Raw genomic sequence first — 17,142 nt, forward strand, 5'->3', positions numbered from 1 at the left:
ATGCTGGGCAAGCTCGACTGGTCGGCCGTTCCTTTCGATCAACCCATCCCCCTCGGCGCAGCCCTTGGCGTCTTTCTGGCAGCAGCCGCCGTGCTTGGCTGGATAACGGTGAAGGGGTACTGGCCATATCTGTGGAGCGAGTGGATAAGCTCGGTCGACCACAAGCGCATCGGCGTGATGTACATTGTGCTGGCGATGCTCATGCTTCTTCGTGGTTTTATCGATGCTATCATGATGCGCACACAACAGGTGCTGGCGATTCACGGGCCGGGCTACCTCCCGCCGGAGCATTACGACCAGATCTTTTCCGCGCACGGCACGATCATGATCTTCTTCGCCGCGATGCCGTTCATGATCGGCCTGATGAATTTCGTCGTGCCGCTGCAGCTTGGCGTACGCGATGTCGCTTTTCCGACGCTCAATTCCGTCAGCTTCTGGCTGACGGCTTCCGGAGCCCTGCTGGTCAACATCTCGCTTGTGATCGGCGAGTTCGCGCGCACCGGCTGGCTGCCCTATGCCCCTTTGTCGGAAACCACCTACTCGCCGGGCGTCGGTGTCGATTATTATCTGTGGGCGATCCAGATCTCCGGCGTCGGCACGCTGCTCACCGGTGTCAACCTGGTGACGACCATCCTCAAGATGCGGGCGCCGGGAATGGGCTATCTGCGAATGCCGATGTTCTGCTGGACCTCGCTCGCGTCCAACCTGCTCATTGTCGCAGCCTTCCCGATCCTTACCGCCACGCTCGCAATGCTGACGCTGGACCGGTACCTCGGCTTCCACTTCTTCACCAACGAAGCCGGTGGAAATCAGATGATGTTCGTCGACCTGATCTGGGCGTGGGGCCATCCCGAAGTATACATCCTGGTGCTTCCCGCCTTCGGAATCTTTTCCGAGATTTTCTCGACTTTTTCATCGAAGCCGCTGTTCGGATACCGTTCGATGGTCGCGGCCACGATGTTCATCTGCATCGTCTCGTTCATGGTCTGGCTGCATCACTTCTTCACCATGGGTGCCGGAGCGGACGTTAATGCCGCCTTCGGCATCGCCACGTCGGTCATTGCCGTGGGAACCGGTGTGAAAATCTACAACTGGCTCTTCACCATGTATGGCGGGCGCGTTCGTTTCGACACGCCGATGCTTTGGGCACTGGCTTTCGTGACCACCTTCACCGTCGGCGGCATGACTGGCGTCCTGCTTGCCGTCCCGCCGGCCGACTTCGTGCTACACAATTCCCTTTTCCTCGTCGCGCATTTCCATAACGTCATCATCTCGGGCGTGTTGTTTGGAGCATTCGCCGGCTTCACCTACTGGTTCCCCAAGGCGTTCGGCTTCCGTTTGCACGAAGGCTGGGGAAAGGCGGCATTTTGGGTCACCTTGGCCGGCTACATGCTGGTCTTCGTACCGCTCTATATTGTCGGTCTGCTCGGCATGACGCGGCGCCTGCAACATATCGATATGGACCTTTGGGCACCGTGGCTGGTGGTGGCCGCTTTCGGCGTGGTGGTGATGATCGCCGGCGCGGCGCTGCAGATCACACAGCTTTTCGTTTCGATCCGGCATCGCGACAAGTTTCGCGACGAAACCGGCGACCCGTGGGACGGGCGTTCGCTGGAGTGGTCGACATCTTCTCCTCCTCCTGTCTTCAATTATGCACGGCTGCCTCACGTGGAAGACGAAGAGCCCTACTGGAGCATCAAGCAACGAGGGATCGAACAGAGCTCGGACGAGGAAAAGGCATATGAGCCGATCGAGATGCCTCGCAACAGCCCGACTGGCTTCGTCACCGCCTTCTTCAGCACACTGATCGGCTTCGCGCTGATCTGGCATATATGGTGGCTGGCGATCGTCGGCTTCATCGGCGCCTACGCAACCTTCGTCGTATTCGCCTGGCGCGATCATGGAGACTACGAGATCCCTGTCGACGAGGTCGCCCGCATCGATCATGACCACAAGGCAGCCCAGTTTGCCTGGCTGCGCGGGTGGGAGCGCCCGGCATGAGCGATCATGCATTCTCCAGCGTCGGCACCCACGCACGGGACCCGTATCGGCTTAATCACACCGGTCGGCATGCGGTGCGCTCTGCGACGGGCCACGGAGAAGGCGGCCCGGCCTCAAAGTTCGTCACGGTGACCTACGGCTTCTGGATCTTTCTCCTGTCCGACATCATCATGTTCTCGGCATTTTTCGCCGCCTACGCCGTGCTCGCCAAGGCAACCGCCGGCGGACCGACAGGCAAGGATCTGTTCGAACCGACACGGGTTGCGGTCCAGACGGGCCTTCTGCTCACTTCGAGCTTCACCGGCGGCGTGGCAACACTCGCCACCCGTCGCAGATCAATGGCTGCCACGCAGTTCTGGCTTCTCGTCACGGGGTTGCTCGGGGCAGCGTTCCTGTTCCTGGAACTACAGGAGTTCGCGGCAATGATCGGCGAGCAGGCAGGCCCCTCGCGCAGCGCATTTCTTTCTGCCTTCTTTGCGCTCGTTGGCTGCCACGGTGCCCATGTCGGTCTCGGCCTGCTCTGGCTGGGAACGATGATGGCGCAGCTGTGGGTCAAGGGCTTTCGGCCCGACATTTTGCGGCGGCTCCACTGCTTCGGGCTCTTCTGGCACGCCCTCGACATCATCTGGGTTGCCATCTTCACCCTGGTCTATCTGCTGGGAGCATCGTCATGACCGAGTTCGAGAGCAAGACCGGCGAGTTGCAGGACCGCCGCGATTCAGCGCCGGGCGAGGAACACATAAGCGAGCACGAAACGGCTGGGGGCCTCTCGGGCTATGTGCTCGGCTTCGGGCTGGCCATCCTGCTCACGATCGCGTCATTCCTGGCGGCGCGAACCGACCTGATTTACCAGCCCGCGGTCATCTCGGCCCTGGTGGTGCTCGCCGTTGCGCAGATGGGCGTGCATCTTGTCTTCTTTCTGCACCTGACCACCGGGCCGGACAACACCAACAACATCCTGGCCCTGGCCTTCGGCGTGCTGATCGTCGCGCTGGTGGTTCTGGGCTCTATCTGGATCATGGCCCATCTGAATGAAAACATGGCTGCCATGACACCCCATCAAGCCGGAACGATGCCTTGAACGCTGCCCTGCGAACGCACAGCCGCCACAGTGCACCATTCGCACCGTGGGCCGAGGAGACAAAAGGCTCGTCAGATCTCGTGCTTTGGCTGGGCTGCACGTAGGGCATCAAGCGCTAAGCGGACCGCATCGATGCCTGAGACGCCGGGCGGGATTGGCCTGAAAATCAGGCGGCCGTTCCGGTACTCCAGGCCCAAAGCCTTGCTGTTCCGCCATCGGGACGCCGACGGCTTGTTCCTAGGGGTGATCGCGATGGCCTCGGGACCCACATCGACTTTGCCGACGCCCAATTCCGACGCTGCTATTCGCAACCTGGTAAATTCCAGCAAAAGGGTTACTTCGCCAGGCATGTCTCCAAAGCGGTCCTCGAGCTCTTCGCTGAATGTATCGAGGTCCGGCTCCGAACGGATGCGGGAGAGCCGCGCATAGAGGCCAACGCGCACCGTAGGCTCGTCGACATAGCTCTCGGGAAAAGCCCCCTTTCCCGAGCCATTGATCTCGGCAAGTTGCTTGCCGAAGTTGGCCCCTCCGCCAGCCGCCGAGACCGCCCGCTCCAGCAAGTGCTCGTACAAGCCCACTCCGATCAGCTTCATATGCCCGGCCTGGTCTTCGCCGAAAAGATCTCCGGCGCCACGCAGGTCGAGGTCTCTTTGACTGATTGCCAGGCCGGAGCCGAGCCGATCGAGCGCAAGCATCGTCGAAAGCCGGGCCTTGGTGCCTTCGGCCAGTTCAACGCCAGGTTGGGTCAGAAGAAACGCTATGGCCTGCACCGCCCCCCTTCCGACCCGGCCCCGCAGCTGGTGCAACTGCGCCAGACCGAACCGGTCGGGGCGCCAAACGATGATGGTGTTGGCCCGCGGCACATCGAGGCCGCTCTCGATGATGTCGGTGCTCAACAAAATGTCGCCATCACCGTCGGCGAATCCGACCATGACTTCGTCCAGCTGTCTCCCTTTCATTTCACCATGCGCCGTCTTGACCCCGAGTTCCGGCACCAGTCTGTTCAGCTGGTCACAGGCCGGGGCAATATCCTCGATACGCGGGACCACGAAGAAGCTCTGTCCACCCCGGTGAAATTCACGCAGGAGGGCCGCGCGCACCGATGCTGGATCGAACGCTGCCAAGATCGTGCGAACGGGACGTCTTTTGGCGGGCGGAGAGTTTAGAACGCTGACGTCCTGGATGCCTGACAACGCCGATTGCAGCGTCCGGGGTATCGGTGTGGCGCTCATGCTCAGCGTATGGAGGCGAGGCGCCATGGTCCGCAGGGCCCGCTTCAACTTGACCCCGAACCGGTGCTCCTCGTCGATCACCAGCAGTCCAAGATTGGCGAAGGTGACGCTCCTGGACGCCAGGGCCTGAGTACCCACAACGACCGCAACCTGGCCGCTCCGCAGACCCTCTTTTGCCGCTCTCGCGTCCGCTGCCCCGACCATTCTTGAAAGGTGGGCGACCTGCAGCCCGGTTCCTGCGAAGCGGCGGCTGAACGTCTCATAGTGCTGTCGTGCCAACACCGTTGTCGGCGCTATGATAGCAACCTGTTTCCCGCAGAAAGCCGCGGCGGCGCAAGCACGCAGGGCGACCTCTGTCTTGCCGAAGCCGACATCGCCGCAGACGAGCCGGTTCATTGTTCTTCCCGACGAAAGATCATCGAGCACAGCGCGGATGGCGGCCGCTTGGTCGGGCGTCTCCGTATAGGGAAATCTCGCCGCAAAACGGGCCAAGTCCGTGCGGGAGGGCTTTATGATCTCGGCAGGCTGGCTGGACCTGATTTTGGCAAGACTCAAGAGGCGTTTGGCCAGCCTGTCGATCTCGCGCAACGCAGCTTCGCGTCGCTTCGGCCAGCCCTCGCCTTTGAGGCGATCAAGCGACACTGCCTCCGGTTCCGAGCCGTAGCGCCATATTCGTCCAAAGTCGTCGACCGGAACCAGCAAGGAAGCCCCGCCATGATATTCCAGTCTGACGACATCCTGTTGCTGGCCAGCCAACTCGACCTGTTCGACCGCGGCGAGCACGCCCAGGCCATGGTCTTCATGGACGACGACATCGCCAATGCGCAACTCGGGTTCGAGTATGCCCGTGGTCGCGCTCCCGCTCGCCTTTAACGCGGGCCCAAACAGGTCGGATGCGGCCACCACGGCGATATTGGATTGCGCGTCGACAAACCCTTCGTCGAGGACGAATTCAGCCTTGAGAACAGAGCCCCTCGCGGCCGAAAGGATTTGCGGCAAGTCGGCCGCTTCCTCTGCCCGCCGGCCTAGTCTCCTATCGAGCAGGCGATCTGCTCGCTGCAGTTCAGAGGCATCGCCGGTGAACACTACTCTGACTCCGGCACTCGTCTGCCCTCTGATGAATTCCGCGAAATCATACCCGGGTCGGGCCTGGCGGAAGAATTTGGGAACTCCCACGGCAGAAACGGCTAGTCTCACGCAGCAGCGGTTAAGCAGAGCAGCGTCCCACTCTTCACGGGATAGGTAAAATCGTCCCGGCAAAGGTTTTTTCGTTCCGGCTGCCTCCTGCCTGGCACGACGTGCATCCTCGACCAGATCCAGAATTCTGCCGAGCGGCTGCCCGTCGGTCCCTTCAAGGAAGGAGATCGAAGCGCTGGAAGCCGCATCGAAGACGGATGGCATAGCGCCATACGATGCGACCAGGCGCTCCTCCATCGACGTCGTGCGCATCGCTGTCAACTCAGGATGCTCACCAGCTTTAAAGATCAGCTCGGATGCCGGTCCGACCGTAACCGAGTCTCGAACCTGATCGCTGAGCTGACTGAGCGGGTCGTAGGTCTTGAGCTGCCGGATGCAGGCATCGGGATCAACGATGACGCGAACGGGGCCATCCGCGCCAGCAGGGAAAATATCGATGAGATCGCCCCGAAAGGCTATCTCACCCGGTTCGTCGACCCTCTCGTCGACGACATAGCCAATGGCTTCGGACCAGGTTCTGAAATCGTCACGGTCGAGCTTTTGTCCCACCTCCAGAATTGTGAAACCGCCAGCGATGACCGGAGCAGGCGGCACCCGCTGCAGAATGGCTTCGAGCGACATTACAGCGATGCGCGGGCGATCCGGCTTCGTTGCGATCTCACGCAACGCACGAAGCCTTCGCCCCATATTGGCGCGTGTGGGCCACACCCTGTCGTAAGGCAGGCAATCCCAGGACGGCAGCAAGATTATATCCGCGTCAGGCAGGAACTGACGCAAGGCGCCGGCGATCTCCTCGGCACTGCGTTCCGAGGGAGCTATATGGATGATGTGCTTGTCCCGACTGGTCTCCAGGCCACGGGCCAGCGCTACCGCGATTGCTGAGGATGGCGGTCCGCCGTGCTCTATCGCAAACCCGCTGTCATCCGTGTGATCGATTTGTTCGACATCCGTCCGCGAAATATGCCTGTTCACTGAAATCTCACCTTGCCACTGAGACAACGTCAGCGGAGCCACCCCGTTCCTGGCGGCGCATCAAAGAGTTCCAGGACGGGCTGCGGGTGCAGCCCTTGAATGGGCGGAGCGACAGGGTCAAAGCTGCGCCGTGATCGGCGAACTCCTGGGGCTGGCTGCCCAGCGGGAAAATTTCTAGCCGAGCCTATGTCATAGGTTAATGCATTGCTGCCTTGCTCACCTATGGCTGTCCTAAAAAACTGGTGCTTCGATCATTCCGGGATCTCCAACCACGCTCGACGCTGGCAAAACGCTCCAGGCATGGGATCATGCCGCACGGCGGCGCCTTCTGCCGCCGCGCATATGTCCCCATGCCAGTCGGAACTTTTGGCGCGGATAATAGTTCGATCACCAACATCAGCCAGGTAGTCAATTTGTTCCCCACCTCATCCTCGGATGTACTCATTCGCAAGCTTCAGACCATCTCGGATCTTCGAGAGGCCGACATCGGCGTTCTGAAAGGCATTCCGATCCAGGAGAAGGAATATTTGGCCAACCACGATCTGGTGCGTGAGGGCGACCGTCCTGTTTACTCGTTTATCGTTCTTGATGGCTTGGTCGGTTCCACCAAACATACGGGCGAAGGAAAGCGACAAATCACATCATTCTTCGTCGCCGGCGACATTCCTGATCTGCATGGGCTGCATCTGTCGGTCATGGATTGTAACTTCTCGACCCTTACGCCGGCGCGAATAGGTTTCATGCGGCATGACACTCTGCGCGCCGTTTGCGACCAGCACCCTCGCATCGCCACCGCTTTTTGGCGGTCGACGTTGATAGATGCCGCGATTTACAGGGAGTGGGTCATCAATGTGGGAAGACGCGAGGCATACACCCGCATGGCTCACATCCTGTGCGAACTGATTTTTCGCTTGCGCTCCATGGGGCGCATTGAGGATCACGTGGCGGATATCCCCATTACACAGGCGGCCCTAGGCGATGCACTGGGTTTGTCCACGGTCCACGTCAACCGGATGCTCCAGGAACTACGACGCAGAGGCCTCATTGCCACCTCGGGATCAAAAGTTCACGCACTGGACTGGGCTGGCCTCACTCACGCAGGAGATTTCGACACGACCTACCTGCACCAAAGGAACCCCGCAGATTAGCAGTGACGGAAGCTCTCCGATGGCACGATTTTTCTTCGACAGCGGCGATGGCGATCTCATCTTCGAGGACGAAATAGGTGTCGAATGCGCTGGCCTCGAGGAGGTCCGCCGCGCGGGATTCGAGGGCCTTGTCGACCTCACAAGAGAGTCACTGAAGAGCGTCGACGGGCAGCAATTGTTTATCGAAGTGCGCGATGAAAATGGCGCCAAGATTTTGCGGCTGAGCCTCTCGCTTCGGGTAAAATCGAACGTATAAATTTGCACTCTACGCGCAGCGTTAGGCGAGCGGACTGGGACTGCAAACATCCACTGGCATGTCGTGTCTCAAAACCAGGGCCACTTTTAAGCGACATGCATTAACCCATAGATTGTGCCTCGATTTGTGTACAGGACGGGGAACCATCAAAGAGCCGCCGAGTTCGTCCAACGGACAAGCTCGGAATCTAACATGGAAGAAATCGGCAAGGCACAACAAAAGGTCATAGCCCGCCTCATACGGGAGTGGATTTCATCGGACGCCAATCGTCGCCAGCTTCGCCAGTTGCTGGATCTGCCGACAGACGCGGACATGCCTAGCGAGCATCGGTCATTGCTTGACGAACTCGACCGAAAGCTCAACCAATGAGCGCCCCTGCTTTCGGGAGGGCTCCCGAGTGGATGCGAGCCGGTGGCGAGGGGAAAGGAGCTGAGGTCGACATCTGGTTGAGGTCGCCGACATTTGACCCAAGCAGACGCGAACGCTTTACGCCGGACGGCGCCGATTGGCCGAAGAAGAATGTTCGGTGGTGTTCGCGGAGCCGCGGTCCGATTCCTAGAGGTGAGTTTCTGCACCTTGCTGCGCGTTTAAAAGTTGAGAAACGGCAGTTATGATCTGCGGCAGAAAAAAGGGCTTGGTGATCATTATGCTGTTGGGCACGCCTTCCGCTCCCCAGTGTACCGCGCTGTCGCCACTGATATAGACAACCGGGATGGTCGAGTTGGACCTTCGCAAGTGCCGAGCGACCTCCCACCCCGACTGTCCTGCTCCCAGACGGATGTCCGTGAGCACGGCCTTGAACTTGGTCGGATCGGGGTCGAAAGCCGCCAGCGCCTCGGCGGCACTCCGAGTGCCGACCACCTGGAAGCCGGCCTCCTCCAAAGCTGACTCGAGGTCGAGCAGGATCATTGTCTCATCTTCGACGATCAGAACAGCACCTTCGCTCATCCGGAATCTCCCCAAGCCGCCCGCTAATACGATTTCGGCGTCAACTTGGTTCCATCTGACGCGCAGCAGCCTGTTGGTTATCGAAGCTCTACGCTGCCTCGGTTGCGCGGCGGACTTGTGACGTCGGGAAGCCGCCGTGGAGAACGCCGACGCCGGCTTAGCTGCGTCCACAGCCTTGGACAACGAGGCTGATTACAGGCTGTAGCCGACGCTGAACCGTTGCCGACGAGGTCGCTTTGATCAAGCGTTCTCCTGATCTCCAGAAGCTTGCTGGATCTGCGTCATCACCTTTTGGGGATCGACATTCTCGGCGAGTTCCGGCAGCTCTTTGTCGGCCGGGGTCGAGATATTCAGACGCGCCGTCAAGGCAGCCACCATCTCGATCAGCCGCGTGGTTTCATGTTCGTTTAGAAGGCTGATCTGCAAATCCAGTTCGGCTCGGCGCTCGCTGTGGGCGGCCATTCTGTTCTGATTGATCAGCACAAAGGTAGACAGGAAGATTGCCTCAACCGAGGCGACCATGGCCAGGATCACGAAAGTCGGGTCCCAGGCTGGGACGGCTGGTATCTCGCCAAGGTTTGCGAGGACCCAGACGACAAGAATTGCAAGGTGCAGATAGACGAAAGTCATGCTTCCCGCGAAGCGCGAAACAGCGCCGGCGACCCACGCTTGAACGCCTTGGTGCTCTTCTTGCTGCCGCCTGTGCTCGACCAGCGCCTGTATGTTCTGGTGGAGCACCGACTGCATGTCGGCTGGACGTTGGTCGCTCATTTGAAAGCCCCGTTGGAGATCATTCCGTGCAAGCGGCGTCGCTTATCGCCGGTGGCTCCCGCGAGGCCGGATCTACCTTGAACTCGTCGGCACGCGACTTGGGTCGCTGCCCACGGCCCGCTTGGAACAAGGCGTGCCGCCCTGCAATAGTGTGCACCATGCCGACCACTGCTTGCGGGGCGCTCTGATGAACCATATGGCCGGCGCCCGGAACCACCTCGAGGAGAGACCCACCGACTTCCGCGTGCAAGCGTCGTGCATCGCGTTGCGCGTCGAACAAACGATCCCCGGATCCCGCCATGATGCCGGTGGGCACGGCAATGTCCGTATAGTTGGCTTTTCCCAACAGGGACGCGGCCAGCATCGATGCTGTCTCCAGAGAAACCGCCCGCAGTTGGGAAGGGCGGCTGGCGACATCTTTGGCAAGTGCGGCGAACTCGCCGGCGACGACGGCGGGTTTAAAGATCTTCTCCATTGCCCAATGCCAAGCAAGCCTTACAAGCGGCGGCAGCAAGGTGTGACGAAACGCGGTGCCGATCACAGGCAGTGCAGGGAGTGCGGCCAGTGCAAGATCCAGCCGCGGTGGCGGATAGTAGTAACCCGAGACCAGCACGATGCCGGCGACCGATGGAGAATGCCTGCGCGCCAATTCGAGGGCGATCCAAGCTCCCCAGGAATGTCCAAGCACGAGGTATTTCTCTATACCCAGCCCGCAGGCGGCGGCATGTATAAGGTCGGCTTGGTCGCGAGCGGACCAACGCCGGCCGCGCGGCCGTGAGCTTCGCCCAAAACCGGGACGATCAAATGCAAGCACCCGATAGGTCTTTGCCGCCTCATCGAAGATGCCGCTCGACTTGAAATCCTCCGCCATGGATCCATTGCCATGCAGGAGAAGCAGCGGCATGCCGGTTCCGGCTTCGATAAAATGCAGGCGCAGACCATCGATCTCCATCACACGTCCGCATGCCCGGCCGGCAATCGCACGTTTGGCGCGGATGGCGTTGTATGCCGCCAGCGCCGCCAATGAGGCCGCGAGCAACCCGGTCGCGAGTTTCGGTCCATCTCTGTCGAACGCCATGCCGTGCCTGTTGGAAACCATCTGCCGAACCCAACTCTCGGGGCGAAAGCTTGTTCCGCCAGACAAGACACGCTGTACAACCGGCTCAAGCGTCTTGGAAAGTAGGCCCATGGAGTTGGGACCGTTAAGCCTGGGCAGCGCTGCTGCCTCCCAGTTTCCAATCACCCTGCCAACGTGCGCGCACGGCAATCATCAGCATGGCCGCTTCCGTCATCCCGGTCTGGAAAAGTCTGACCAGCTCTCTCGCGATGGATTCTGCCGCGGTAGTGTCCGACGAAATCTCAAATTCCTCACACAGCGCGTCGAAAACCGACCGAAGCGTTTTCAGGTCGTCTGGATAGAGAGCGTCCGTATTCGTAAGAATGGGTCGGTCAAGCATCAAAACGTCTCCAAACGAGTGAAGTGCGGTTCGGGCACCCAGCCAGCGGGAGCTCGTCAAGTGCCCGCTGGTTTCCCCTTTATCCGCCACAGCGCGCCAAGCTGTCATTAACCTATGACCGCGGTGCGGCGTGTTCGGCTGACCGGCCCGCCAAACAAACTGCCGTCCTGCGGGGAACTCTTGGCCGCAGACTGCATTTAAGTCCGGGCAAAACGGGGGCGAAATGGGGGCCACTTCAAGCAATCCGCGATCTGAACTGCAGCGCTTCGAGCTTTTGGCAGCGTTGGGCGACCGTATCCGCGAGATTACGGATCCCGCAGAACTGGCCTACGCAGCCGCGGAACTGCTGGGGAACCATTTTGGCATCAGCCGAGCCGGATACGGCACGATCGATCTAGAGAAAGAAACGATCACCATCGACAGGGACTGGAACGCGCCAGGCATCAAAAGCCTGGCTGGGACGCTGAATTTCAGGAACTACGGCTCGTATATCGAGGATTTGAAGCGAGGCGAAACCGTTGTCTTTGAAAACGCCGAGACAGATCCGCGAACCAGCAGCCATGCGGAGGCACTCAAAGCCATCAGCGCCCAATCCGTCATCAACATGCCCGTTACCGAGCATGGCGGGCTGGTGGCGCTGTTATACCTGAACCACTCCGCGCCCAGACGCTGGGCGACGGAGGAAGTAGCCCTCATTTCGGCAGTCGCGGACCGGACGCGTACGGCGATAGAACGCCTTCGCGCCGAACTGGCCCTGCGTGAGAACGCCGAACGCCTTGCTTTTCTCGACCGCCTCGGCAGGGAGATAGCCCTCGCGGCCGACGCCGATGCTGTCATGCAGATCACCACTCGGCTCCTCGGCGAACATCTTGGCGTCTCGATTTGCGCCTACGCCGACATGGAGCAGGACCAAGACCATTTCACCATCCGCGGCGATTGGAGCGCACCTGGCTCGCCCAGCATCAGGGGATATTACAGTCTTGCCGATTTCGGTCGCCTGGCTGTCACCAACCTCAGCGCCAACAAGCCGCTTATCATCAACAACAACCTTGAGGAAATTGCTCCCGAGGAAGCGAAGACCTTTCAGGATATCGGGATAACGGCAACCATCTGTATGCCTTTGGTCAAACAAGGCCGACTGACTGCCCTGATGGCCATCCACGACAAGCAGCGCCGCGTCTGGTCGCAACGCGAACTGTCCTTGCTGACCGAGGTGACGGAGCGGTCCTGGGCTCACATCGAGCGCGTTCGCTCGGAACAGGCGGCACGGGCCAGCGAGGAGAGGCTGAGGCTTGCCACCGACGCGGCCGCTATTGGCACCTGGGATTACGATCCCATCAGCGGAGTGCTGCGTTGGGACGACCGGTGCAAAGCCCTTTTTGGTTTGCCGCCGGACGCGGAGGTGACATATGAAAGCGCCTTCCTGGCGGGCCTCCACCCGGAAGATCGCGCACGGGCCGACGAGGCCGTACGCCAGTCGCTCGCGCCGGGCACCCCCTCCCGCTACGACATCGAATACCGGACGATCGGCCTTCGGGATGGCAAGGAGCGCTGGATTGCCGCAACGGGGGAAGCGCTTTTCCAGTCCGGCCGTGCGATCCGCTTCATCGGCACCGTGGTTGATGTCACCGCGCGAAAGCGGGTGGAGCATCAGCTTCAGTTGATGAACGCCACTGCGGCAGCCGTGGCGGCCGAGCTTGACGTGGAGCGAATTGTCCAGACGGTAACCGACGCCGGCGTGGTGCTGTCGGGCGCACAATTTGGAGCTTTCTTCTACAATGTGATCGACGACAAGGGCGACAGCTATGTGCTCTACGCCCTTTCGGGGGCACCTCGTTCTGCTTTCGAAAACTTTCCGATGCCGCGCAACACCGCGGTGTTCGAGCCCACTTTCCGCGGCACAAACGTGGTGCGTTCCGACGATATCCTCACCGATCCGCGTTACGGAAAGAACTGGCCCCGCAAGGGAATGCCGGAGGGCCATCTGCCGGTGCGTTCCTATCTCGCCGTGCCGGTCGTCTCGCGTTCGGGCGAGGTCCTGGGCGGCCTCTTCCTTGGTCATTCAGAGACCGGCGTGTTCGCCGAACAGCAAGAAGCGGCCTTGCTGGGGCTTGCCGGCCATGCCGCGACAGCCATCGACAACTCCCGGCTGTTCAAGGCGCTGCAGACACTCAACGGCACGCTCGAACAACGTGTCAAAGATGAAGTTGCGGAACGCGCCAGAGCAGAAGAGCACCTGCGCCAAGCCCAGAAGATGGAAGCTGTCGGACAGCTCACCGGTGGCATCGCGCACGACTTCAACAATATGCTGGCCGTCATCATCGGCGGCCTGAACCTTGTGCAGCGCAAGCTCAGAAACGGCGATACCAACGTCCACCAATTCGTAACCGGCGCGATCGATGGAGCACAACGTGCCGCAGAACTTACCAGGCGACTGCTCGCCTTTTCCCGCCAGCAACCACTGGCGCCGAAGCGGCTGAATCCAAATCGCCTCGTCTCCGGCATGAGCGAATTGCTGAACCGGACGCTTGGCGAGACCATCCAGATCGAGACCGTGCTCGCTGCGGGCCTATGGCATGTCGAGGCCGACGCAGGGCAATTGGAAAGCGCGCTGCTCAACCTCTGCGTCAACGCAAGGGATGCCATGCCTGCTGGCGGCAAGCTGACGATCGAGACATCAAACGCCCACGTCGACGATCGCTATGCCAGGGAGAACGCGATCCCCTCCGGCCAGTATGTGATGATAGCGGTCACCGATACAGGAACGGGCATGACTGCTGATGTTGTCGCAAGAGCCTTCGATCCGTTCTTCACCACCAAGGGGGTCGGCAAAGGCACCGGGCTGGGACTCAGCCAAGTCTATGGGTTTGTTCGCCAGTCCGGCGGCAGTGTGAAGATCTATTCCGAGCAGGGCATCGGAACCACCTTGAAAATATATTTGCCGCGCTCGCACCATGGCGTGCTCGACAGCCAAATCGACGTCGTGGCAGGCGAGCACCCCGGCTGTGCAGACGAGATCATCATGGTTGTCGAGGATGAAGATCGCGTCCGGCTGATGGCCGCGGAAGCGCTGCGGGAATTGGGCTACTCCGTGCTGGAAATGCAAGGTCCACGCGAAGCGCTGGTGGCCGTCGAAAGCGGGCAAGTGCCGTCGCTTCTGTTCACCGACGTGGTGATGCCGGAGATGTCGGGCCGGGAGCTGGTGGATCAGGTCAAGACAATGCACCCGTCGCTAAAAGTGCTCTACACCACCGGCTACACACGAAATGCGATTGTCCACAACGGCACGCTCGATTTCGGAACCGAACTTTTGACCAAGCCCTACACGATCGACGAATTGGCAGAGAAAGTCCGGAAGGTGCTGGATCGAAAGTGAACGGGCAACAGCCCGCGACGCTCGCCGTGTGACCAAACCCGGCGTTTGCCGCGTAAGGTGTGCGGCGAAACGGGCCGAAGGTGTCGACACCGACATCGTATTAATATGGCCCGGCTTCACTTTTCCGAGCCAGTATCCCTCCAGATTTTGTCTACCTCTTGCCCATCCGCGGCCTTGCTCATTGCTGTGATGGCGCAGCACGATCGAAATCTCGTTGCCGCCGGTCACCGGTCGGAGAAATAAATGCCGCCTCTGGCTCCCTGCGATGCTCAACACTGAAGTTACCGTAAAAATGCTCGCTGGCCGATGGCCGGATGGAACAATCAACTTGCCGGGATGTTCGGATGATCTAACCGGAGAGATGTCCATGTTCATGCACAACAAGCGCCTGCAATACACCGTTCGCGTCTCGGAGCCGAATCCTCGCCTGGCCTGCATGATCATGGAACAGTTCGGCGGCGCCGATGGCGAGCTTGCAGCGGCCATGCGCTATTTCACGCAAGGGCTTGGCGAGGACGATCTTGGCCGTCGCGACATGTTGCTCGATATTGCGACCGAAGAACTCAGCCATCTCGAAGTGGTGGGATCAATCGTCACCATGCTCAACAAGGGGCTCAAGGCACAGCTGGCCGAGGGCCAAATGAAGGAAGCCGACCTTTACCTGATGATCGGCGCCAGCGGCACAACAGCCAAGGAATCAATTCTGTTCGGCGGCGCTCCCGCGCTGTGCGACTCAGCCGGCGTTCCCTGGACCGCGGCCTATGTCGACTCGCGCGGTGAACCTACGGTGGATTTGCGGTCGAATATCGCCGCCGAAGCCCGCGCCAAGATCGTTTACGAACGCCTCATCAACATCACCGACGACCCGGGAATCAAGGACGCGCTCGGCTTCCTGATGACCCGCGAGATCGCGCACCAGAAGTCGTTTGAGAAAGCACTCTACGCGATCGAAAACAATTTCCCTTCCGGCAAGCTCCCAGGCGTAGAGAAGTACGCCAGCATGTATGTCAACACCTCTCAAGGCGACGGCGATGTCGCTGGCCCATGGAATTCCGGCGAAGAGTGGGATCGGATCGATGACCTTGAAGAGGTGATGCCCGTCGACGGCGGAGACGGCCTGGCAACTGTCAAGCTGGGGGCCAAAGACATGAAGGTGGTGGCCAGGATGGCCGACCGTACGCTTTCCGATCCGGCTTCCGATCCGACAACAGGCGCTGATCTAGGAGCGGGCCCGGGAGCTGGCCGTACCAAGAACGCCGATTTCGGCGGCGCGGCAAGCATTCAGGAGGCCCCGGCCGTGGCAGAGGCTGCCGTCAAACGCGCACGTAGGCGTTAGTACAGAGCCGACATCATTGCGGGCATCTATGTTCCGCGATGCGGCCGGAAGCTGACACCGACGAAGGCAGGGCGCCCGACCAGCAACGGACTGGCCGGAGCGCTCGCATCGACATCTGTGCTGAATGTGGGTGAAGCAACCATGGCCACCGCCGCACCACGATCAGATTCGGAGCGTGCGGGCCAGCCGGACAAGGTCCGTCCCGACGGTTGCGAGAACCGGTGCATCGTGACAATCGGAGCATCGGCCGGCGGCGTCGACGCGCTGAAGAGACTTGTCCGCGATCTTTCGCCGGACATCCCGGCGGCTCTCCTCGTCGTACAGCACGTTGGTCCCACGAGTTACCTCGGCGACATTCTCGGTCGCGCTGCCAACATGCCCGTTGCAAATGCCTCCAACGGCATGAAGGTTAAAAACGGGCACATCTTCGTTGCACCGCCGGGAGCTCACCTTCTGTTACACGACGATCATATGCTGCTGCGGCGCGGGCCGCGCGAGAACCTGGCGCGCCCCGCCATCGACCCCCTGTTTCGATCGGCGGCCTGCAGCTTTGGCGGCAGCGTGATCGGCGTCGTGCTCACAGGCAGCCTCTCCGACGGCACCGCCGGCCTGCACGCAATCAAGATGTGCGGAGGCGTCAGCGTAGTCCAGGACCCCGGCGACGCCGCAGTACCCGACATGCCGCTGAGCGCCTTGCAGAATGTGGAAATCGACCATTGCGTCCCTCTGTCCGAAATGGCTGGCCTGTTGCACAGGCTTGCTTCCGAAATCGCAGGACCGACACCAGAAATCCCGTCCGGCATCCGCCTTGAGGCAGCGATTGCAGCTCAGGAGCACAGCACAATGGAATTGACCGAAGGCCAGCTTGGCACCCCCTCGACATTTGTCTGCCCCGAATGTCATGGCCCCCTATGGGAGATAGAAGACGGGCCGATTACCCGTTACCGCTGCCACACCGGACATGCGTTCGGAGCAGACGTTTTGATGCAGGCCCAGGCTGACGATGCGGAGCAGGCTCTTTGGAGCCTTTTAAGAGCGCACCAGCAGCGGGCTGAGTTGGCGAAACGTACGGCAAAACGCGAAGCCGCGCGGGAAAGACACAGCCTGGCCAGTCAAATGGCTGCGCGGGCCGCGGAATACGAAGCCGACGCGAAACTTATTGAAGAGATCATCCATCGTCGAACGCCGTGACAAGGCAACAGGGTTTGTCAGGGCGGGTACGTCTGCGCTGTCCCGATCGCGGTTTTCCCGGATCAGCCGCGTTGCCTCATTGCTTGGCATGTGGCCACGGGTGTCCAGGTCCCATGCTTTGATTGAACACCTGCACCCAAATCCAACTGCATGAATTTTATGCAAAGCAGGAACAT

The 17,142-nt window shown here is 60.4% G+C and carries 14 protein-coding genes; 9 read left to right on the plus strand and 5 right to left on the minus strand.

What is annotated here, in order from left to right:
- Genes cyoB through cyoD form a run of 3 tightly spaced genes read left to right on the plus strand, consistent with a single transcriptional unit; the run spans position 1 to position 3,082 of the window.
- Complete coding sequence (gene cyoB / locus X727_RS155410) at positions 1-2,001, plus strand: cytochrome o ubiquinol oxidase subunit I (RefSeq protein ID WP_023704618.1); 2,001 nt, start codon at positions 1-3, stop codon at positions 1,999-2,001.
- Complete coding sequence (locus X727_RS155405; RefSeq protein ID WP_023739558.1) at positions 1,998-2,675, plus strand: cytochrome (ubi)quinol oxidase subunit III; 678 nt, start codon at positions 1,998-2,000, stop codon at positions 2,673-2,675. The genes cyoB and X727_RS155405 overlap by 4 nt, the downstream gene beginning before the upstream one ends.
- Positions 2,672-3,082 carry a cytochrome o ubiquinol oxidase subunit IV gene (gene cyoD / locus X727_RS155400; RefSeq protein ID WP_023668026.1) on the plus strand — a complete coding sequence of 137 codons (411 nt, stop codon included), beginning with the start codon at positions 2,672-2,674 and terminating at the stop codon, positions 3,080-3,082. The genes X727_RS155405 and cyoD overlap by 4 nt, the downstream gene beginning before the upstream one ends.
- A 71-nt stretch (positions 3,083-3,153) precedes the next feature.
- Here cyoD and X727_RS155395 read toward each other — a convergent pair whose 3' ends face one another.
- Positions 3,154-6,483 carry a DEAD/DEAH box helicase gene (locus X727_RS155395; RefSeq protein WP_023833983.1) on the minus strand — a complete coding sequence of 1,110 codons (3,330 nt, stop codon included), beginning with the start codon at positions 6,481-6,483 and terminating at the stop codon, positions 3,154-3,156.
- Positions 6,484-6,695: 212 nt separating this feature from the next.
- Here X727_RS155395 and X727_RS155390 point away from each other — a divergent pair, with 212 nt between their 5' ends.
- The 3 genes from X727_RS155390 to X727_RS1000000167825 all read left to right on the plus strand — a co-directional run bounded on the left by X727_RS155390 (position 6,696) and on the right by X727_RS1000000167825 (position 8,256).
- Complete coding sequence (locus tag X727_RS155390) at positions 6,696-7,631, plus strand: Crp/Fnr family transcriptional regulator (RefSeq protein WP_245274135.1); 936 nt, start codon at positions 6,696-6,698, stop codon at positions 7,629-7,631.
- 19 nt (positions 7,632-7,650) lie between these two features.
- On the plus strand, positions 7,651-7,887 hold the full coding sequence (locus X727_RS155385; RefSeq protein WP_023668023.1) for a hypothetical protein: 237 nt from the start codon (positions 7,651-7,653) through the stop codon (positions 7,885-7,887).
- Between the two features lie 192 nt (positions 7,888-8,079).
- Positions 8,080-8,256 (plus strand): hypothetical protein, encoded by a 177-nt coding sequence (locus tag X727_RS1000000167825; protein ID WP_023687819.1) that lies wholly within the window; start codon positions 8,080-8,082, stop codon positions 8,254-8,256.
- 186 nt (positions 8,257-8,442) lie between these two features.
- Here X727_RS1000000167825 and X727_RS155380 read toward each other — a convergent pair whose 3' ends face one another.
- The 4 genes from X727_RS155380 to X727_RS155365 all read right to left on the minus strand — a co-directional run bounded on the left by X727_RS155380 (position 8,443) and on the right by X727_RS155365 (position 11,063).
- Positions 8,443-8,835: a response regulator gene (locus X727_RS155380; protein ID WP_023687818.1), complete on the minus strand. Its 393-nt coding sequence runs from the start codon at positions 8,833-8,835 to the stop codon at positions 8,443-8,445.
- 240 nt (positions 8,836-9,075) lie between these two features.
- The gene (locus X727_RS155375) at positions 9,076-9,606 is read right to left on the minus strand and encodes a DUF1003 domain-containing protein (protein ID WP_023687817.1); all 531 of its coding nucleotides are present in this window, start codon (positions 9,604-9,606) and stop codon (positions 9,076-9,078) included.
- A 19-nt stretch (positions 9,607-9,625) separates the two neighbouring features.
- The gene (locus X727_RS155370; protein WP_245274136.1) at positions 9,626-10,795 is read right to left on the minus strand and encodes an alpha/beta hydrolase; all 1,170 of its coding nucleotides are present in this window, start codon (positions 10,793-10,795) and stop codon (positions 9,626-9,628) included.
- A gap of 13 nt (positions 10,796-10,808) precedes the next feature.
- Positions 10,809-11,063 (minus strand): hypothetical protein, encoded by a 255-nt coding sequence (locus X727_RS155365; RefSeq protein ID WP_023696347.1) that lies wholly within the window; start codon positions 11,061-11,063, stop codon positions 10,809-10,811.
- A 223-nt stretch (positions 11,064-11,286) separates the two neighbouring features.
- Here X727_RS155365 and X727_RS155360 point away from each other — a divergent pair, with 223 nt between their 5' ends.
- The 3 genes from X727_RS155360 to X727_RS155350 all read left to right on the plus strand — a co-directional run bounded on the left by X727_RS155360 (position 11,287) and on the right by X727_RS155350 (position 16,966).
- Positions 11,287-14,439 carry a GAF domain-containing protein gene (locus X727_RS155360; RefSeq protein ID WP_023815898.1) on the plus strand — a complete coding sequence of 1,051 codons (3,153 nt, stop codon included), beginning with the start codon at positions 11,287-11,289 and terminating at the stop codon, positions 14,437-14,439.
- A gap of 367 nt (positions 14,440-14,806) precedes the next feature.
- Positions 14,807-15,775, plus strand: a complete 969-nt coding sequence (locus X727_RS155355; RefSeq protein WP_023681124.1) for a manganese catalase family protein — start codon at positions 14,807-14,809, stop codon at positions 15,773-15,775.
- A gap of 141 nt (positions 15,776-15,916) precedes the next feature.
- A complete protein-coding gene (locus tag X727_RS155350; protein WP_023815899.1) occupies positions 15,917-16,966 on the plus strand; it encodes a chemotaxis protein CheB in 1,050 nt (349 codons plus the stop codon).
- Positions 16,967-17,142: the final 176 nt, after the last annotated feature.

The organism is Mesorhizobium sp. L103C105A0 (assembly GCF_000502215.1).
Classification (GTDB): Bacteria; Pseudomonadota; Alphaproteobacteria; order Rhizobiales; family Rhizobiaceae; genus Mesorhizobium.